Origin of the sequence: Microbacterium sp. ZW T2_14 (assembly GCF_044987405.1) — a bacterium.
Taxonomy (GTDB): Bacteria; Actinomycetota; Actinomycetes; order Actinomycetales; family Microbacteriaceae; genus Microbacterium.
In genome coordinates, this window is the sequence record NZ_JBJDRK010000070.1 from 1 (window position 1) to 19,632 (window position 19,632).

General features: G+C 70.8%; 16 protein-coding genes. 14 read left to right on the forward strand and 2 right to left on the reverse strand.

The features are described from left to right. Window positions 1-95 precede the first annotated feature (95 nt). From ACI3KY_RS17965 to ACI3KY_RS17985, 5 genes are all read left to right on the forward strand, one after another. Entirely contained in the window at window positions 96-476 is a 381-nt protein-coding gene (locus tag ACI3KY_RS17965; protein WP_404931504.1) for a hypothetical protein, read from the forward strand. 114 nt (window positions 477-590) lie between these two features. Beyond that, on the forward strand, window positions 591-1,532 hold the full coding sequence (locus tag ACI3KY_RS17970; RefSeq protein WP_404931505.1) for a sugar-binding transcriptional regulator: 942 nt from the start codon (window positions 591-593) through the stop codon (window positions 1,530-1,532). A gap of 56 nt (window positions 1,533-1,588) precedes the next feature. Further along, a complete protein-coding gene (gene deoC, locus ACI3KY_RS17975; protein ID WP_404931506.1) occupies window positions 1,589-2,596 on the forward strand; it encodes a deoxyribose-phosphate aldolase in 1,008 nt (335 codons plus the stop codon). 14 nt (window positions 2,597-2,610) lie between these two features. Further along, on the forward strand, window positions 2,611-4,134 hold the full coding sequence (locus ACI3KY_RS17980; protein WP_404931507.1) for an aldehyde dehydrogenase family protein: 1,524 nt from the start codon (window positions 2,611-2,613) through the stop codon (window positions 4,132-4,134). Further along, window positions 4,131-4,994, forward strand: coding sequence for an aldehyde dehydrogenase family protein (locus ACI3KY_RS17985; protein WP_404931508.1), 864 nt, complete (start codon window positions 4,131-4,133; stop codon window positions 4,992-4,994). Before ACI3KY_RS17980 ends, ACI3KY_RS17985 begins: the two co-directional genes overlap by 4 nt. A gap of 239 nt (window positions 4,995-5,233) precedes the next feature. Here ACI3KY_RS17985 and ACI3KY_RS17990 read toward each other — a convergent pair whose 3' ends face one another. After that, window positions 5,234-5,950: an NRDE family protein gene (locus ACI3KY_RS17990; protein WP_404931509.1), complete on the reverse strand. Its 717-nt coding sequence runs from the start codon at window positions 5,948-5,950 to the stop codon at window positions 5,234-5,236. Window positions 5,951-6,019: 69 nt separating this feature from the next. Between ACI3KY_RS17990 and coaBC the strand changes: the two genes are divergently transcribed. The 5 genes from coaBC (at window position 6,020) to ACI3KY_RS18015 (ending at window position 12,583) form a co-directional block, all read left to right on the forward strand. Then, window positions 6,020-7,255, forward strand: coding sequence for a bifunctional phosphopantothenoylcysteine decarboxylase/phosphopantothenate--cysteine ligase CoaBC (coaBC, locus tag ACI3KY_RS17995; protein WP_404931510.1), 1,236 nt, complete (start codon window positions 6,020-6,022; stop codon window positions 7,253-7,255). A gap of 79 nt (window positions 7,256-7,334) precedes the next feature. Then, window positions 7,335-8,231: a glycerophosphodiester phosphodiesterase gene (locus ACI3KY_RS18000; protein ID WP_404931511.1), complete on the forward strand. Its 897-nt coding sequence runs from the start codon at window positions 7,335-7,337 to the stop codon at window positions 8,229-8,231. Between the two features lie 109 nt (window positions 8,232-8,340). Further along, window positions 8,341-8,985: a hypothetical protein gene (locus ACI3KY_RS18005; RefSeq protein WP_404931512.1), complete on the forward strand. Its 645-nt coding sequence runs from the start codon at window positions 8,341-8,343 to the stop codon at window positions 8,983-8,985. Window positions 8,986-9,247: 262 nt separating this feature from the next. Continuing rightward, window positions 9,248-11,401, forward strand: coding sequence for a DEAD/DEAH box helicase (locus tag ACI3KY_RS18010; RefSeq protein ID WP_404931513.1), 2,154 nt, complete (start codon window positions 9,248-9,250; stop codon window positions 11,399-11,401). A 153-nt stretch (window positions 11,402-11,554) separates the two neighbouring features. Beyond that, window positions 11,555-12,583, forward strand: coding sequence for an ATP-dependent 6-phosphofructokinase (locus ACI3KY_RS18015; RefSeq protein WP_194413924.1), 1,029 nt, complete (start codon window positions 11,555-11,557; stop codon window positions 12,581-12,583). A 177-nt stretch (window positions 12,584-12,760) separates the two neighbouring features. Here the strand turns inward: ACI3KY_RS18015 and ACI3KY_RS18020 are convergent, their stop codons facing one another. Further along, complete coding sequence (locus tag ACI3KY_RS18020) at window positions 12,761-14,905, reverse strand: S9 family peptidase (RefSeq protein WP_404931514.1); 2,145 nt, start codon at window positions 14,903-14,905, stop codon at window positions 12,761-12,763. 156 nt (window positions 14,906-15,061) lie between these two features. Here ACI3KY_RS18020 and ACI3KY_RS18025 point away from each other — a divergent pair, with 156 nt between their 5' ends. From ACI3KY_RS18025 to ACI3KY_RS18040, 4 genes are all read left to right on the forward strand, one after another. Continuing rightward, window positions 15,062-16,378 carry an anion permease gene (locus ACI3KY_RS18025; RefSeq protein WP_404931515.1) on the forward strand — a complete coding sequence of 439 codons (1,317 nt, stop codon included), beginning with the start codon at window positions 15,062-15,064 and terminating at the stop codon, window positions 16,376-16,378. Continuing rightward, window positions 16,375-16,704 carry a peptidase gene (locus tag ACI3KY_RS18030; protein ID WP_404931516.1) on the forward strand — a complete coding sequence of 110 codons (330 nt, stop codon included), beginning with the start codon at window positions 16,375-16,377 and terminating at the stop codon, window positions 16,702-16,704. The genes ACI3KY_RS18025 and ACI3KY_RS18030 overlap by 4 nt, the downstream gene beginning before the upstream one ends. Window positions 16,705-16,852: 148 nt before the next feature. Then, on the forward strand, window positions 16,853-17,821 hold the full coding sequence (locus ACI3KY_RS18035) for a phosphodiesterase (RefSeq protein ID WP_404931517.1): 969 nt from the start codon (window positions 16,853-16,855) through the stop codon (window positions 17,819-17,821). A 161-nt stretch (window positions 17,822-17,982) separates the two neighbouring features. Next, window positions 17,983-19,464, forward strand: a complete 1,482-nt coding sequence (locus tag ACI3KY_RS18040) for an aspartate ammonia-lyase (RefSeq protein ID WP_404931518.1) — start codon at window positions 17,983-17,985, stop codon at window positions 19,462-19,464. Window positions 19,465-19,632 lie beyond the last annotated feature (168 nt).

Here is a 19,632-nt window from a genome sequence, read left to right on the forward strand (position 1 = left end):
GCCGGCGTACGAGCCCCCGCCACGCTAGAGAACGCCCCCTGTCGGCGGGGTCGGCGCCCGTAGACCGGCGCACGTGGGCGCCCTACGATCGAGGCGTGCACGCGCTGGTCCTCATGGCCGCCGACGCAGCGGCTTCCGAGTCCCCGAATCTCTGGGGCGCCCTCGGCTGCGCCGTCGCGTTCTCGGCATCGCTGCTGGCGACGCTCGACGCGTTCGCCGATCTCATCCTCGCGCGCGGCGGCTCACCCGCCGGCCGGCTCACTCCTGGCATCGGCATGAAGTTCGCCTCGAAGCTGATCGCCGCGGCGATCGCCGTCGTCTCGGCGGCCATCGTGCTGGTCCTCGATGACAACTGGTTCGCGTTCACGACGCTGTCCCTCGCCTTCGTCGTCGTCGTCGGCATCGGGGTGATCGTGATGCTTCGTCAGACGAGGACCGCAACGGCGCCGGCGGCTCGTGCCGAACCCGGTGGCTGACATCCGAGCGTCAGGGCGTCTTCACTCACCCTGCTCATCTGAGCAAGATTCGTTCAGATGTTGGCGGCGGTGGCGTGCGTGTGTCAGCCTGGAGTGGACGACGAAGGGAGGATCGTGGACGCCGTCGACGAACTTCTCTCCATCCGCGCGGCCGAGCTCTACTACGAGGAGAACCTCACGCAGGAGGAGATCGGCCGGAGCCTCCAGATCACCCGGTGGAAGGTGGGCCGCCTCCTCACGCAGGCAAAGGAGGAAGGCTTCGTCCGCATCGAGATCCTGCACTCGCGTGCGCGCCGTCCGCAGTTCGAGCGCCGGCTCCACGACGAGCGCGGCGTGTCGGCGGTCGTGGTCTCCCGCGCCGGCGTGCGCAATGAGGACGAGCTCCAGCAGCGCGTGGCGCAGGCTGCGGCCGACTATCTCGCGGCCCTCCGGCCGAGCCCGCGTGTGCTCGGCGTGAGCTGGGGGCGCACACTGTCCGACATCGCCCACCACCTTCGCGACGGCTGGTCGCCCGGCACCGACGTGGTGCAGATCAACGGCGGCGTCAGCATGAGTCAGCGGCCGGGCACCGCAGCGGCCACGGCCGTCAGCATCGCACAGAAGGGCGGGGGTGCCGCCGCGCTGCTGCCCAGCCCCGCGATCCTGGAGCACCGTGCGACCAAGGAGGCCATCGAGGCGGATCGCATGGTCGCACGCGTCCTCGAGACGGCGCGCTCGGCCGCCGCGTACCTGTTCAGCGCCGGGGCCGCCGATCACCGCTCGGTCCATGTCGACAGCGGCTATCTGACCCCGGCCGACATCGACCGCCTGGTCGCGGCCGGCGCCGTCGGCGACGTGCTGGGGCGCTACATCGGCGCGGACGGTCGCATCGTCGACCACGATCTGGACGCGCGCACGGTGGGCATCTCCCTCGACGAGCTCCGCAGCGCCGACGTCGCGATCGCCGTCATCGCGGGCGAGGCGAAGCGAGACGTCGCCGCGGCGGTGGTGGCCTCGGGCCTGTGCTCGGTGCTCGTCACCGACGAATCCACCGCACGTCATCTGCTCGACGGGTGACGCCGGTCCGCGGCATCCGTTCCCCTCTCACCCCCATACGAAAGCCAGGTCAGGACATGTCAGGCACCTCCATCGTGACGCTCCCCGAGCGGGCCGTCGAGCTGCTCGGCGGGCAGCCGGACGACACGACACTGCGGCGATATCTGCACGGGCTTCCCGGCGTGGACGCCGTCGGCCTCGAGCAGCGAGCGGCAGCGCTGGGCACGCGATCCATCAAGACCACGTCCAAGGCGTGGGCCCTCGACAAGATCATCGAGCTCATCGACCTCACGACGCTCGAAGGCGCCGATACGCCCGGGAAGGTGCGCTCGCTCGTGGCGAAGGCACTGAATCCGGATGCCTCGGACCCGACGTGCCCGCGTGTGGCCGCCGTCTGCGTGTACGGCGACATGGTGCCGTACGCCGTCGAGGCGCTCGGCTCGGTCCACGGCGACCCCGACGAGGGCGGAGTGAGCGTGGCCGCTGTCGCCACCGCGTTCCCGAGCGGCCGGGCGTCTCTCGATGTCAAGCTGGCCGACACCGCCGAGGCGGTCGCGCACGGCGCCGACGAGATCGACATGGTGATCGACCGCGGCGCCTTCCTCGCCGGGCGCTACGGTCTCGTCTTCGACCAGATCGCGCGGGTGAAGCAGGCATGCCGTCGCGAGGACGGCAGCTACGCGTCGCTCAAGGTGATCCTCGAGACGGGTGAGCTCAACACCTACGACAACATCAAGCGCGCCTCCTGGCTCGCGATCCTCGCGGGCGGCGACTTCATCAAGACGTCGACCGGCAAGGTGCAGCCCGCGGCGACCCTGCCGGTCACGCTCCTCATGCTGGAGGTGGTGCGCGACTGGCACCGTGCGACCGGCGAGAAGGTCGGCGTGAAGCCGGCCGGCGGCATCCGCACGTCCAAGGACGCGATCAAGTACCTCGTCACGGTCGCCGAGACCGTCGGCGAGGAGTGGCTGCAGCCGCACCTGTTCCGCTACGGAGCGTCGAGCCTGCTCAACGACGTGCTGCTGCAGCGCCAGAAGCTGAAGACCGGCCACTACTCCGGTGCCGACTACGTGACCATCGACTGAGCCGGGAAGAAGACATGAGTTTCCTCGAATACGCGCCCGCCCCCGAGTCGCGCGCCATCCTGTCCCTCAAGCCCGAGTACGGGCTGTTCATCGACGGCGACTTCCGCGCCGGATCGGGCGAGCCCTTCGCCACGATCTCGCCTGCGGACGAGCAGCACATCGCCACGATCGCCTCGGCGACCGACGACGATGTCGACGCCGCCGTCGCCGCGGCGCGCCGCGCCTACGACCGGACGTGGTCGAAGATGAGCGGCCGCGACCGCGGCAAGTACCTGTTCCGGATCGCCCGGCTCGTGCAGGAGCGCGGGCGCGAGCTCGCCGTCGCCGAGAGCCTCGACAACGGCAAGCCCATCAAGGAGAGCCGCGACGTCGACGTGCCGCTCGTCGCCGCCTGGTTCTTCTACTACGCCGGGTGGGCCGACAAGCTCGACTACGCCGGCCTGGGCGCCGACCCTCGGGCACTCGGTGTCGCCGGTCAGATCATCCCGTGGAACTTCCCGCTGCTCATGCTGGCGTGGAAGATCGCCCCCGCGCTCGCTGCGGGCAACACCGTCGTCCTCAAGCCGGCCGAGACGACTCCGCTGTCGGCGCTCATCTTCGCGGAGATCCTGCAGCAGGCCGACCTGCCGCCGGGTGTGGTGAACATCGTGACGGGAGCCGGTGCGACCGGCGCGGCGCTGGTGCGGCATCCCGATGTGAACAAGGTCGCCTTCACGGGTTCCACCGCCGTCGGACGCGAGATCGCCAAGGCGGTCGCGGGCACCGACAAGAAGCTCACGCTCGAGCTCGGCGGCAAGGCGGCGAACATCGTGTTCGAGGACGCACCGATCGATCAGGCGATCGAGGGAATCGTCAACGGGATCTTCTTCAACCAGGGGCATGTCTGCTGCGCCGGCAGCCGTCTGCTCGTGCAGGAGTCGATCCATGACGAGGTCGTCGACCGTCTCAAGTCCCGCCTGTCGACGCTGCGCCTCGGCGATCCGCTCGACAAGAACACCGACATCGGTGCGATCAACTCGCGCGAGCAGCTCGACCGCATCCGGGAGCTCAGCAAGGTCGGCGAGGACGAGGGGGCCGAGCGCTGGAGCGCGCCGTGCGTCATCCCCGAGAACGGCTTCTGGTTCGCGCCGACGATCTTCACGAACGTGCAGGCGAGCCACCGCATCGCCCGGGACGAGATCTTCGGCCCGGTGCTGTCGGTGCTGACCTTCCGTACCCCCGCGGAGGCGATCGAGAAGGCGAACAACACGCCGTACGGACTGTCGGCCGGCATCTGGACCGACAAGGGCTCGCGCATCCTCGCGGTCGCCGACCGCCTGCGGGCCGGCGTGGTGTGGGCGAACACGTTCAATCGGTTCGACCCGTCGTCGCCGTTCGGCGGCTACAAGGAGTCGGGCTACGGCCGCGAGGGCGGCCGCCACGGCCTCACCGCCTACCTGAAGTCCGCGGCATCCGTATCCCCCCGGTCGTTGAGCGAGCGAGGAACGAGCGAGACGAAACGCGAACCCGCCCGCGCCAAGAAGGAGGTCTCCGCATGAGCAAGCGACTGACCGTGCCCAAGACGTACAAGCTCTACATCGGCGGCGCCTTCCCCCGCAGCGAGTCCGGCCGCACCTACGAGGTCGCCACGCCGAAGGGCGAGTTCCTCGCGAACGCCGCGCTCGCGTCGCGCAAGGACGCACGGGATGCCGTCGTCGCGGCGCGCGGAGGCATCAAGGGCTGGTCCGGTGCCACCGCCTACAACCGCGGCCAGGTGCTGTACCGGGTGGCCGAGGTCCTCGAGGGCCGGCGCGCGCAGTTCGTGGACGAGATCGTGCAGCAGACCGGGGCTTCGGCATCCGTCGCCGCCGCCGAGGTCGACGAGGCCATCGACCGCTGGGTCTGGTACGCGGGCTGGTGCGACAAGTTCGCGCAGGTCGTCGGCAACGGCAACCCCGTCGCCGGACCGTACTTCAACATCTCGGTGCCCGAGCCGACCGGCGTCGTCGGCGTCATCGCCCCGCAGGACACGGCGCTCGTCGGCCTCGTGTCTGCGATCGCGCCGGCTCTCGTGGCCGGCAACACGGTGGTGGTCGTGGCCTCGCAGCGCTACCCGCTGTCGGCGATCTCGCTCGCCGAGGTGCTGGCGACGAGCGACGTGCCCGGGGGAGTGGTGAACGTGCTGACCGGTTCACCCGCCGAGATCGCACCGTGGCTGGCCTCCCACCCGGATGTGCACGCCCTCGACCTCGTGGGCGCCGGCGACCTCGACTGGGTCGACCTGCAGATCGCGGCCGCCGACACCCTGACGCGCGTACTCCCTCCCGAGAACGGGACGGATGCCGCGGCCCCGAGCCTCGCGCGCATCACCGCGTTCACCGAGACGAAGACGGTGTGGCACACCAAGAGCCTGGTCTAACACGAGCCTGGAGAGCCTGACGAGGCGCCCCGAGCCGCCGCGCGGACCTCGGGGCGTTTCGTCTCGCTCGTTCCTCGCTCGCTCAACGACCGGGCAAGGGGAGCCGGGGGGTTGCCTCGCTCGTTCCTCGTTCGCTCAGCGGGCGGGGCGTGGGGAACCGGTCGTTGAGCGAGGGAGCGCCAGCGACCGAGACGAAACGCCTCGGACGCGGCGCAGACCTCGGCACGTCGAGCGCCGGTCTACTCCAGCTCGAGGCCGCCCCACTCGCCCGGGTGTGCGAGCTCGCCGTAGTGGACGTCCACATCGTGCGCCGACACCGATGCGACGCACGCCAGGAGCGACAGCGTCGGGTAGCCATGCGGGCGGTTGTCGCGGATGATCGCGCCGTCGTCGGTCGGGTCGAGCTCGGCGGACCGCTCGAGCACCTCGGCCCACGGCATCCACCAGGCCCCTTCCGTCGCGGGCTCGGCCGCGCGGAAGTCGCCGAGCCACCGGGCGATGCGCGGCGTCCCGCTGTCGTCGACGTCGTCATGGGCGATCATGTGCGTGCCGGGCGGCAGTTCGACCGTGCGAAGTGCCGCGCCGTCCCACGTCAGCACGCGTGCGTGCGCGCCCTCGACCTCGACGAGGTTGAAGCCGTGCGTGGGCGGGTCACCCTCCGGTGAGCGGCCCGCAACGGAGTCGAGCACGATGCCGCCTCGCGACACGAGCTCGGATTCGGGTCGCGCCGACTCGTCCGCGCGGTTGAGGAGCACGGCGAGCCGGCCCGCCGCGGGGTCCGCCGCCAGCCAGGCGCCGCCGGCGCGCACGTCGCGCACTCCGACGACGCCGTCGTGCGCTTCGGGCCACCACCGGCCGAGCGGATTCCACGGCCGCTCCGGGTCCTCGTCGCGGATCGCGAGCACGCGGGTGGGCTCGTCGGCGGACGCGGGAACGCGGATCACGACGGTGCACATGCGGGTCTCCTCGGAGGTGTCGCCCGGCCGTGGGGCCGGGGAGTCGGGCGGGCGTGCCAAGATCGGAGGGTGTTCGTCGTAGTCGGGGTCACCGGTGGCATCGCCGCCTACAAGACGGTGCAGCTCGTGCGCCTGCTGGTCAAGGCGGGGCACGAGGTGCATGTCGTCCCCACGGACGACGCCCTCCGCTTCGTCGGGCTGCCGACGTGGGAGTCGATCAGCCGCCACCCCGTGACGACCTCCGTCCACGACGACGTCGCGCGGGTCCGTCACGTCGCGCTCGGCCAGGCGGCCGACCTCGTGATCGTGGCGCCCGCGACGGCGAACACCCTGGCGAAGATGACCGCGGGGCTCGCGGACGACCTCCTCGGAACGACCCTACTCGCGACCACGGCACCGGTCGTCGTGGCCCCGGCGATGCACACCGAGATGTGGCGGCACCCCGCGACCGCCCACAACATGGCGACCCTTCGTGAGCGCGGCGTCATCGTGGTCGGTCCCGAGAGCGGCGAGCTGACCGGCGGCGACAGCGGACCGGGACGGATGTCGGAGCCCGAGGCGATCCTCGCCACGGCGCTCGCCGCGGTCGGGGGGACGACCGGCGACCTCGACGGGCTCCGCGTCGTGGTGAGCGCCGGCGGCACGCGTGAACCCATCGACCCGGTGCGGTTCATCGGCAACCGCTCGAGTGGCCGCCAGGGGGTGGCGGTGGCGCTGGCCGCCGCCGACCGCGGCGCCGACGTGGTGCTCGTCGCGGCGCATGTCGACGACGGCGTGCTGGACGCGGCATCCGCTCTCCCGTCGGTGCGGGTGGTGCGCGCGGGAACCGCGTCGGAGCTCGGTGCGGCCGTCGAGGCAGAGGCCGGCGGGGCGGACGTCATCGTGATGGCGGCTGCTGTCGCCGACTACCGGGTGGCCGAGGTGTCGCCGCTCAAACGCTCCAAGGAGGCCGCGCCGGCCGGCGGGATCACGCTCGACCTGATCGAGAACGACGACATCCTGGCCGGACTCGTCCGCCGCCGCCGCGATGGTCAGACGATCGTGGGGTTCGCCGCCGAGACACCGGGCGAGGGCGAGACGCTGCTCGATCGCGGGCGCCGGAAAGCCGCGCGCAAGGGCACCGACCTGCTGGCGGTGAACGAGGTCGGCTGGGCCAAGGGATTCGAGACCGCCGACAACGCGGTCACCGTCATCGACGGCGACGGCGAGGTCGTCGCGGCGCGCCGGGGGAGCAAGGCCGACGTCGCCGAAGCGCTCTGGGACGCCGTCGTCGCCGTGAGGCGAACCAGCGCGAATCCTAAGTAACGAAACAGTAACGGCGCATGTAGAGTGGTCCGCACCACGTCGACGATGACGTGGTGCACGACCTCGGAGGACATGCCCGATGCCCTACTCCGCGGCTTCCGATCGCCCGCGCGACCGGATCCACGCCCTGTCCGTCATGTGCGTGCTCGCCATCGCGAGCATCGTCATCGCCATCCTCGGCGCGACACCCGCGCGCGTCAGTTCGCATGAGCTGATGGGCGACGAGAGAACGCCCGGCGACGCCGCGTTCATCGCCAGCCATCGCGGCGGCGCCGCCACGGCGCCCGAGAACACGCTTCCCGCCATCACCGCCGCGCTCGCCGCGGGATTCGACTACGTCGAGGTCGACGTCGCGCTGACCGCGGACCGGCACCCGGTGCTGATGCACGACAAGACCGTCGATCGCACCACCGACGGCCACGGGCGGCTCGCTTCGCTGGCCCTCGCCGACGTGCGCGCCCTCGATGCCGGGTCGTGGTTCGATCCCGCCTATGCCGGAACCCCGGTGCCGACGTTCGCCGAGTTCCTCGATGCGCTGCTCGCGGCCGATGGGCGCGCGATCGTCGAGCTGAAGGGCGGATGGGATGCCGCGGCCGTCGACGCAGCGGTGGCCGAGGTCGCCGCACGCGCGCTCGAACCCCGGGTGGTGTTCGCGAGCTTCGACGCCCGCACCCTGGCGCTCGCCGCGGCCGAGTCGGACGTGCTCTCACGGCTCCTCATCCTGAAGCAGCTGCCGTCCGACGTCGTGAGCGCCGTCGCCGAGTCGGGCGCCCGCGGCGTGGTGGTCAGCCGCAAAGCGGTGCTGGCGCGCCCGGGAATCGTAGACGAGCTGCACGCGGCAGGCGCTCGCGTCGTCGTGTACACGCTCAACAGCGACACGCAGTGGGATGCGGTCACCGCGCTCGGCGTCGACGGGATCGTGACCGACGATCCGCACACGCTCTCGGAGTGGCAGAGCGCCTACGCCGGGCCCTGAGCCGACCGGGTGCGAGGTGGCCGTCGCGGCGTGGCCCGCGGCATCCCTCCCTCCCTCTCGTTAGGGTTCATATCGCGGCGCCCCGTGGCGGCGCGAGAGGACGGGTGACGTGGGAACGGTCCAGCAGAGCCGGGCGCAGCGGGTCGCGGTCGGGTGCGTCGCGCTGATCGCGCTCGTGGTCGTCGTCAGCGGATGCCGTCCGGAGCCGGCCGCGACGCCGTCGAGCAGCCCGTCGATCACGATGAAGGACCCGACCCCCGCCCCGTCCGTCTCACCGATCGAGACCCAGAAGCCGCAGGCCGACTTCGAGCTCCCCGCCGCGTGCGAGGAGATCTACTCCGCCGCCATGCTCGCGAGCCTGGAGTCGGCCAACCCGCCGCTGAACGACCCCGGCGTCACGATGCTGTCGACCGAGAACGCCGACCTGCTCGAGATCATCCACGGCGGCGCCCCGACGCTGCGATGCTCGTGGGGCCAGCCGAGCGAGTACGGCCTCGCGACGAACGTCACAGTGATCGACGATGACCAGACCGCCGCGATCCTGGCCGCCCTGCCGGCGGCCGGCTTCGGCTGCGAGGCGCTCGGGGACGGCACGGTGTGCCGGATCGAGCAGAAGGGCGTCACGCTCGACGACAAGGAGTACACCCGCGGCGAGACGCACTACGTCGGCGACGGCGCGGTGGTGACGACGGCCTGGATCAACTTCGCACCCGACGGCTACACCGAGGATGTGGTCGCAACGCTCTTCGGGTGACTCCGGCGGGCGGCCGTATCTCGAATCTGCATCCCTTCGGCGGGCCTGCTTCCCTCGACAGGGCCCTCGTCGCGTAGAATGGCCCGAGGGAAGAACCGCTGACGATGTCGCAGCTCGCAGAAGCGAGTGCCCGCGACCGTCGGCGCAATGTCCCCGATCCCGCGTTCGCGACGGCGTTCGCGCCGCCCGCGGGAGCGCGCAGAACCATCGGTGTCATCCGATCCTCGCCGGTCCCGAACCGGCACTCACGCTCAGGAGGAGCATGCCGACCACGGCACCCGCCCAGACGGCGCAGCGTCGCCGCAAGACCTCGTCCGCACGTCGCGACGACGAGGCCCCCATCATCCCGATCCTCGCCCGCAAGGTGCGCGAGGTCGAGGCCAAGGCCCAGCGCGGGAAGCTCGGGCCGACCAATCGCGTCAAGTTCCAGGTCATCGCGTTCCTGGTGCGCGAGGAGCGCGCCCGGGTGAAGGGCGACACCGAGCTGACGGATGCCGCGCGCGCGGAGCTGCTGAAGCGGCTCGACGGCGTCGCCACCATCCTCGCGAAGACCGCCGCCCGCGACACGTCTCTCATCCAGCTGCTCGAGGTCGATCAGGCCGCCTCGCCGGTCGCCCGGCGCATGCGGCGCGACTGGCTGCTCGAGTCGGGCGCCGAGCTCGCACCCGACGAGCTGATCATCACCGACGTCGCGCCGGTCGCGACGCCCGTCGTTCCCGCCGCGCTCGTCGAGCGCCAGGTGGTGCCGCAGCAGGTCGTGGCGCGCCGCGAGGCGAACCCCTTCCTCGCCCCCGACCTGTCTGCGCGTCCGTCCAAAGAGACGCCGCGTCGCCGTCTGGACAGCTGGGAGCTCATGGGCCCGCTGTACAAGGCGTTCGAGACCGGCGCCGGCGGCGGCAGCGCCACCATGGAGCTTCCGCCCGTCCCCGAGTTCGACCGCCTGTCACCCCGGGGCCTCGAGGTGATGCCCCACCAGTCGCGGTTCCTCGAGTCCGTGCGTGCGGGACACCGCACCTTCCTCCTCGCCGATGAGCCCGGCCTCGGAAAGACCGCGGAGTCGGTGCTCGCGGCATCCGTCGCCAACGCGTACCCGCTGCTGGCCGTCGTCCCCAACGTCGTGAAGATGAACTGGGCACGCGAGGTCGAGCGCTGGACGCCGCACCGTCGCGCGACGGTGATCCAGGGCGACGGCGAAGACATCGACGCGTTCGCCGACGTGTTCATCGTCAACTACGAGATCCTCGACCGTCACCTGTCGTGGCTGAGCTCGATCGGGCTCAAGGGCATGGTCGTCGACGAGGCGCACTTCATCAAGAACCTCACCTCGCAGCGGTCGCAGAACGTACTGGCCCTCGCCACGCGCATCCGCGAGCAGGTGCGCGACCCGCTCCTGCTGGCCCTCACCGGCACGCCGCTCATCAACGATGTCGAGGACTTCGACGCGATCTGGCGGTTCCTCGGCTGGACCAACGGCGAGAAGCCGGGTCCGGACCTCATGGAGAAGCTCGACGAGACCGGGCTGACGCCGGCCGACAAGGCGTTCTACCCCGAGGCGCGTGACGCCGTCATCTCGATGGGGATCGTCCGGCGCAAGAAGAAGGACGTCGCCGCCGATCTGCCCGACAAGCTCATCGCCGACCTGCCCGTGCAGCTCGACGACGAATTCGGCCGCTCGATCCGTCAAGCCGAACGCGAGCTCGGCGAGCGGCTCGCCGCGCGCTACCGCCGCATCATCGAGGCCCGCGGCGACCGCGGCCACGGTCCCGGCCACATCGACGACGACATCGTGCGCCTGGTGGCGCAGAACGAGCTCGAGGAGTCGAAGGCGGCCGGCACGGGCTCCGAGAACGTCTTCACGATGGTGCGCAAGATCGGTCAGGCCAAGGCCGTGCTCGCCGCCGACTACGCGGTGCAGCTGCAGCGCTCCGTCGGCAAGGTCGTCTTCTTCGCCAAGCACATCGACGTCATGGACGCCGCCGAGGCGCACTTCGCCGGGGCAGGGCTCAAGACGGTGTCGCTGCGCGGCGATCAGACGACGATCGCGCGCCAGGGCGCGATCGACGCGTTCAACAACGATCCCGACGTCGGAATCGCGGTCTGCTCGCTCACCGCTGCGGGCGTCGGCGTCAACATGCAGGCATCGTCGAACGTGGTGCTCGCCGAGCTCTCATGGACCGCGGCCGAGCAGACGCAGGCCATCGACCGCGTGCACCGCATCGGTCAGGACGAGCCGGTCACGGCGTGGCGGATCATCGCGGCGCACACGATCGACACGAAGATCGCCGAGCTGATCGACTCGAAGCAGGGGCTCGCGGCGCGGGCGCTCGACGGTGAGGCCGTCGACCCGCAGTCGAGCGACTCGGTGCAGCTGTCGGCGCTCATGCACGTGCTGCGGCAGGCGCTCGGCGGGGCGTAGCCCGTATACCGGGGAGGGGCGGCGCGGATTCGCGCCGCCCTTCGTCGTCGGCGCGGACCCGAGCGATCCGTGTGGCAGGGCGGGCCGCCCGGCACTAATGTCGGGGGAGGCAGCGTCGCCGACTCTCTTCACCCGACAGCGAGGAACACAGCTATGAAGATCGGCATCCTGACGAGCGGCGGCGATTGCCCCGGACTGAACGCGGTCATCCGTGGTGTCGTGCTCAAGGGCACGACCACATACGACCTCGAGTTCGTCGGCATCCGCGACGGCTGGCGGGGTGTCGTGGACGGCGACTTCTTCCCGCTCACGCGGCACGAGGTGAAGGGGCTGTCGAAGGTCGGCGGCACGATCCTCGGCACCAGCCGCACGAACCCCTACGAGGGTCCGCGCGGCGGCGCCGAGAACATCGCGAAGACGATGTACGGCCACCGCATCGACGGCATCATCGCGATCGGGGGCGAGGGCACCCTCGCGGCGGCCAACCGCCTGGCGAACGACGGCATCAACGTGCTGGGCGTTCCCAAGACCATCGACAACGACCTCCGCGCCACCGACTACTCCTTCGGCTTCGACACGGCCGTGAACATCGCCACCGACGCGATGGACCGCCTGCGCACGACCGGCGACTCGCACCAGCGCTGCATGGTCGCCGAGGTCATGGGCCGCCATGTCGGCTGGATCGCCCTGCACGCCGGGATGGCCGCCGGCGCCCACGCCATCTGCATCCCCGAGGTGCCGATGTCGATCGACGAGATCTGCGCCCAGGTCACGAAGGCCCACGACCGCGGGCGCGCGCCGCTCGTCGTGGTCTCGGAGGGCTTCACGCTCACCGGCATGGACGAGGCGTTCAGCGACAAGGGCCTCGACGCGTTCAACCGCCCGCGCCTCGGCGGCATCAGCGAGGTCCTCGCGCCCGAGATCGAACTGCGCACCGGCATCGAGACGCGCTCCACCGTGCTCGGCCACATCCAGCGCGGCGGCTCGCCGTCCGGCTTCGACCGCGTGCTGGCCACGCGCCTCGGCCTGCACGCCGCGGATGCCGTCGTCGACGGCGCCTGGGGCCAGATGGTCGCGATGCGCGGCACCGACATCGTGCGCGTGCCGTTCGCCGAGGCCCTCGGCGAGCTCAACACCGTCCCGCTGTACCGCTACGAGGAAGCCGCCGCCCTCTTCGGCTGACACGGCCTGCGGGCAACGTGACGACGGGACGGATGCCGCGGGCCGCGGCATCCGTCCCGTCTTCGCGTCGCGGGGCCCGGGAATCGCCGAGCCAGGCGATTCCCACCGAAAGCTGGGACGACGTCCCCGGTCCCGGCGGGCATCCCTTGGTTCGATGCGCGCCGGACCGGTCGGCTCTCAGGCGTCGGCGACGCCAAGGACGTCCAGCAGCCAGGCGAGCTCGAACGCGCGCTCGCGCCAGGCGTTGTAGCGCCCGCTGACGCCACCGTGGCCGGCCACCATCTCGCACTTCAGCAGCGCGTCGGCGCCGACTTCGCGCAGGCGCGCCACCCACTTCGCCGGCTCGACGTACAGCACCCGGGTGTCGTTGAGCGATGTGACGGCGAGGATGCGCGGGTACGCGGCATCCGTCCGGACGTTCTCGTACGGCGAGTACGACTTCATGTAGGCGTAGACGTCCGCGTTGTGCAGCGGATCGCCCCACTCGTCCCACTCGATGACGGTGAGCGGCAGCGACGGGTCGAGGATCGTCGTCAGCGCGTCGACGAACGGCACGTCGGCGAGGACGCCCGCGAAGAGCTCGGGCGCGAGGTTGGCCACCGCGCCCATCAGCAGTCCACCGGCCGAGCCGCCCTCGGCGACCAGCTGCGCAGGGGTCGTGAATCCGTGGTCGATGAGGTGCAGCGCGCAGTCGACGAAATCCGTGAACGTGTTGCGCTTGCTGAGCAGCTTGCCGTCCTCGTACCACTGGCGGCCCATCTCGCCGCCGCCACGCACGTGGGCGACGGCGAACACCACGCCGCGGTCGAGCTCCGACAGGCGCGGCACCGAGAACCCGGGTTCGATGGAGTGCTCGTACGACCCGTAGCCGTACAGGTGCACCGGGCGCGGCGCGGCGCCTGCGTCGCCGAACGACCGCTTGTACACGAGCGAGATGGGGACCTGCGTGCCGTCCTGCGCGGTCGCCCAGACGCGCGCCTGCGCGTATTCGTCGGGCTCGTAGCCGCCCAGCACCGGCTGGCGCTTGCGCAGGTGCAGCTCGCGCGTGGCGACGTCGAGGTCGTACACGGTGCCCGGCGTGACGAAGGAGCCGTAGCCCAGGCGCAGCAGCGGGGGAGCCCACTCCGGGTTGCCGCCCGTGCCGACGGAGTACAGCGGTTCGTCGAACGCGATCTCGCTCACGTCGCCGGTCGCGTAGTCGAGCATGCCGAGCCGGGGGAGGCCGCCTCGGCGGTAGCCGACGACACCCCAGTCGCGGAACGTCGACACGCCCAGCAGGCGCTCGCCGGGACGGTGGGGGATCACGACCGAGCGCTCGCCGGTCGGATCGGATGCCGCCACCCGCACCAGCTCGAAGTCCAGGGCGCCGTCGTTGTGGAGGACGAACAGCACGTCCTCGCCGTCGACGACGGCGTGGTCGGAGTCGTATTCGACACCCTCGGTGCGCGGCCACACGACGCGCGGCTCGCCGCGCAGGTCGTCGGCATCCAGCAGCCATTCCTCCGACGTGATCGACGAGCCCAGGCCGATCATGAGGAAGCGGTCGCTCCGCGTGAATCCGGCGCCCACCCAGAACTTCTCGTCGGGTTCGTGGAACAGCTTCGCGTCGTCGGCGACCGCGGTGCCCAGCTCGTGCAGCCACACGGTGTCGGGCCGCCACGCGTCGTCGACGGTGGTGTAGACGATGAAGCGGCCGTCGGGGGAGAACGTCGCACCGGCGAAGGTGTCGGGGATCTCGTCGGGCAGCTGCTCGCCCGTGGCGAGGTTGCGCACGCGCACCAGGTAGCGCTCATCCCCCGCGACGTCCACGCCGTAGAGCATCAGGGTGCCGTCGTTGGAGACCTCGAAGCTGCCGAGCGAGAAGAACTCGTGGCCGTCGGCCTCGATGTTGCCGTCCAGCAGGATCTGCTCGCCGGGCACCTCCACGTCGGGGGAGAGCTCGGGCGGCGTCCAGTCGTCGGCGGAGGCGAGCGGGGCGCGGCATTGGATGCCGTACTGCTTGCCCTCCACCGTGCGGCCGTAGTACCACCAGCCGCCCCGCCGCGTGGGCACCGAGAGGTCGGTCTCGAGTGTGCGGTCCTTGATCTCGCCGAAGATGCGCTCGCGGAGCCCTTCGAGGTGGGCGGTGCGCTGCTGCGTGTAGGCGTTCTCGGCCTCGAGGTGGGCGATGACCGCGGCGTCCTCCTTCGCGCGGAACCACTCGTAGCGGTCCTCGACGTCGTCGCCGTGGTGCGAGCGGACGGTGATCCTGCTCTCGGCGACGGGGGGACGGATGCCGGCGGCAGGGGCGGACGTGGCGGGTACGGGGTCGCTGAGGGTCACCGTTCCACGGTAGTCGCCTCCGAGTTGACCGTCAGGATCGCCGATGTAGGATTCTTCCTGGCCGGTTGCCGGTACCTGAATCCTTGGTGAACTGTTCGTTCGTCGCGCCGATCTCGTCGGCACCATCTCTCCACTCCTCCTCACCGAAAGCGAACGGTGGAAACCGCAACCCTCATCATCGTTCTGGTGATAGCGCTGGCGCTGTTCTTCGACTTCACGAACGGCTTCCACGACACGGCGAACGCGATGGCGACGCCCATCGCCACCGGCGCCCTCAAGCCCAAGACCGCCGTGCTCCTCGCCGCGGTGCTCAACCTCGTCGGTGCGTTCCTGTCGACCGAGGTGGCACAGACCATCTCGGGCGGGATCATCAACGAGGATCAGATCTCGGCGAACATCTTTCCCGAGATCATCCTCGCCGGCCTCATCGGCGCCATCACGTGGAACATGCTGACGTGGCTCCTGGGTCTTCCGTCGTCGTCGTCGCATGCGCTGTTCGGCGGCCTCATCGGCGCCACGATCGTCGGCGTCGGCTTCACGGCGGTCAACTTCGACGTGGTCATGTCCAAGGTGATCCTGCCGGCGTTCATCGCGCCGGTGACCGCGGGGATCATCGCGTTCACGGCGACCAAGCTCGCGTACGTCCTCACCCGTCGTTACGACAGCAAGCCCGACGGGCGCGACGGCTTCCGCTTCGGGCAGATCTTCACCTCGTCGCTCGTCGCCCTGGCGCACGGCACCAACGACGCGCAGAAGACGATGGGCATCATCACGCTCCTGCTGATCACCGCCGGCCTGCAGTCGGCGTCGAACCCCGAGCCGCAACTGTGGGTGGTGTTCGCCTGCGCGATCACGATCGCCCTGGGCACCTACATGGGCGGCTGGCGCATCATCCGCACGCTCGGCAAGGGACTGACCGAGGTCAAGCCCGCGCAGGGCTTCGCGGCTGAGGCGTCGACCGCCTCGACGATCCTCGCCTCGAGCGCCCTCGGGTTCGCTCTGTCGACCACCCAGGTCGCGTCGGGGTCGGTGATCGGATCGGGCCTGGGCCGCCGGGGCTCGCAGGTGCGTTGGCGCACCGCCGGCCGCATCATGGTCGGCTGGATCCTCACGCTGCCCGCCGCCGGCGCCGTCGGCGCCGCTGCGGCCCTGATCGTCGTGTGGCTCCCCGTCTGGGGCGTCATCATCGACGCGCTGCTCGCCGTGGGGATCATCACGTTCCTCTTCCTCCGCTCCCGTCGCGACGAGGTCACGGCCGCCAACGCGATGAGCGAGGTCGCCGACTCCGGTCGCGCCGTCAAGGTCAAGCGCAACCCGCCGCCCACTCGTCGTCAGCGCGCCCTCGCGCGTGAAGAGGCGCGCCGCGTCGCGGCGGCGCAGAGTGCGGCCCAGACCGCGGCGAAGAAGGCGGCGAAGGCCGCGAAGGCTGCGGAGCGATCTGCGAACGGCCCGAAGAACGGTGGCCCGCGATGACCATCCACTGGGACTCCTTCGTGCAGGTCTTCGTCGCCGCCTTCGTCTCGGCGGTGCTCGTGGTCGGCTTCTACTCGCTCGGGCTGCGGCTGCTCGTCCGCGCCGGCCGCGCGCCCGTCGTGGCACCGGCCGAGTTCACCGACGCGATCACCGTGATCTCCGAGAAGGAGGCGCGCCGCGCCGAGAAGGCCGCCGCCAAGGCTGCGAAGCGCAGCCCGCTGACGGACGGGCAGAAGCGCTTCGCGCTCGTGACCGCTTACGTCTGCTTCGCCGTCTGCGCCGCTGCCGTCCTCGGCGGCCTGCTGCTCATCCTGTTCAACCACTGACGGCCGCCGCCGGGCCTCGTCGGCGCCGAGCGTCTCGGCGCTGAGCCCGTCGAACGCCGGGGCCGGTGTCCGCAGGCTCCTGCGGCATGCGCCGCCGCAGGCGGGTGCCGGGTGCGCCGTGTCGGAGTGAGCGCCTAGGCTGTGGCCCATGGCCTCCCTGCCCCGTCCCGACGACTCCGGCTCGTCGCCGGGCGCCCCCGGGCGGGTCAGGCCTGCCGCGACGGTGCAGTTCGGCCAGCACCCGCCTGCGCGGCGCACGCTGCTGCACATCAGCGACACCCACCTGCTCGCGGGCAACGTGCCGCTCGGCGGGCGCTTCGACACGGCGGCGAACCTCACCCAGGCGCTGATCGCGGCCGAGGCCACCGGCATCCGTCCCGACGCCATCGTGTTCACGGGCGATCTGACGGATCTCGGCGAGCCCGAGGCGTACACGGCCCTGCGCGAGGCGGTCGAGCCCGTCGCCGAGCGGCTGGGGGCGCCCGTCGTGTGGCTGGCGGGCAACCACGACGAGCGGCCGGCTCTGCGCCGCGACCTGCTCGGCCTGGAGCCGACGCAGGAGCCCGTCACCGGCGTGTGGGACCTCGGCGGCCTGCGATTGGTCGGGCTGGACTCGACGGTGCCCGGGTGGCACCACGGCGATCTGGACTCCGCGCAGCTGGACTGGCTGCGCGACGTGCTCGCGACCCCCGCGCCGCTCGGCACGATCCTCGCCCTCCACCATCCGCCGCTGCCGTCGCACGTGCCGCTGTTCGACATCCTCGAGCTGCGCGACCAGGGACGCCTGGCCGAAGTCATCGCGGGCACCGACGTGCGCGCCATCCTCGCCGGACACCTGCACTATTCGACGAGCGGAACGTTCGCAGGCGTCCCGGTGAGCGTCGCCGCCGCCACCTGCTACACGATGAACCTGGCGCGGGCAGCGGTCGACGTGAACGGCATGGACGCCGGCCAGTCCTTCCACCTCGTGCACGTGTACGACGACACGATCACGCATGCCGTCGTCCCGGTCCTCCAGGCGCCCACCGCCGACGTCTTCTCCGCGGAATGGGTGGAGCGGATGTCGCGCCTCACGCCCGAGCAGCGGCTCGAGGCGTTCTCGCGCAAGCCGCACTGAGCGGGCTCGACCGCCGTCGTCGGGCCACGTCGGCGGCCGCCCGCGTGTACGGCGGGAGGCCGCGTGCTGTACGCCGCGTATAAGCCGCTCCGGAGGGGGCGCGAGTAGTCTCGAACCATCCCGGCACACCGCTGTGAACGACCCACGAGGACACCACACACATGTCACTGGACGCAATGACGCGAACCCGCATCGAGACCGACTCCCTGGGATCCATGGAGATCCCCGCCGACGCGTACTGGGGCATCCACACGGCCCGCGCGCTGGAGAACTTCCCGATCTCCAAGCGGCCGATCTCGGTCTATCCCGACCTGGTGCGTGCGCTCGCGATGGTGAAGCAGGCCTCCGCCCGCGCCAACCGCGAGATCGGGGTCCTCGATCCCGCCAAGGCCGACCTCATCGACCGCGCGGCGCAGCTCGTCATCGAGGGGCAGTTCCACGACCAGTTCGTCGTCGGCGTGATCCAGGGCGGTGCCGGGACGTCGACCAACATGAACGCGAACGAGGTCATCACCAACGTCGCGCTCGAGCTCGCCGGCCGTCCCAAGGGCGACTACGCGTTCCTGTCTCCGATCGACGACACCAACCGCAGCCAGTCCACGAACGACGTCTACCCGACCGCGATCAAGGTCGGGCTCGGCCTGGACCTCAAGAGCCTGCTGGAAGAGCTCGACCTGCTGCGCCGGGCATTCCTCGCCAAGGCGGTGGAGTTCCACGACGTGCTGAAGGTCGGCCGGACGCAGCTGCAGGATGCCGTGCCGATGACGCTCGGCCAGGAGTTCCACGGCTTCGCGACCACGCTGGGCTACGACCACCAGCGCCTCACCGAGAACGCGTACCTCCTGTACGAGATCAACATGGGCGCCACGGCCATCGGCACGGGCATCACGACAAATCCGTCCTACGCTCCCGCCGTCCTGCAGCACCTGCGCGACATCTCGGGCCTCGACCTCGCCACGGCGAGCGACCTGGTCGAGGCGACGAGCGACACCGGTTCGTTCATGTCGTTCTCGTCGTCTCTCAAGCGCAACGCGATCAAGCTCTCGAAGATCTGCAACGACCTGCGGCTCCTCTCGTCGGGCCCGCAGGCCGGGTTCGGCGAGATCAACCTCCCGGCGCGGCAGGCGGGCTCGAGCATCATGCCGGGCAAGGTCAACCCGGTGATCCCCGAGGTCGTCAACCAGGTGGCGTTCGCCGTCGCAGGCTCCGACCTCACGGTGACGATGGCGGTCGAGGGCGGCCAGCTGCAGCTGAACGCGTTCGAACCGGTGATCGCGCACTCGATCTTCCAGTCGATCACCTGGCTGCGTCAGGCGATGCTCACCCTCCGGGTCAACTGCGTCGAAGGCATCACCGCGAACCGCGAGCGCCTGGGCGCCATGGTCGGCAACAGCGTCGGCGTGATCACGGCGCTCACGCCCTTCATCGGCTACGCCGCTGCGGCGGCACTCGCCAAGACCGCCCTGCTCACCGGGCACAGCGTCGCCGACCTCGTCGTCGAGGCGGGTCTGATGTCGCGGGACGAGGTAGCGAAGCAGCTCTCGCCGGCGCGGCTGTCGGGCCTGGAGACGGTGACGGCCGCCATCCCGGTCCAGCAGGCGCCGGAAGACGTCGTCGTGGAGCAGCGCGCCGAGTCTCGCTGAGCGGTTGCCGCGGGCGGCTCCCCATCGATAACGTCGGGGGGACTCGAACGAAAGGCGAGAAATGACCGATCCGCAGAACCCGGCCGCACCCGAGCCGCCTCAGCAGCCCGCGGGGGAGCCGACTGCGCCTCAGCCGCCCGCCGACGCGCCCCCCGCGGGCTGCTGAGG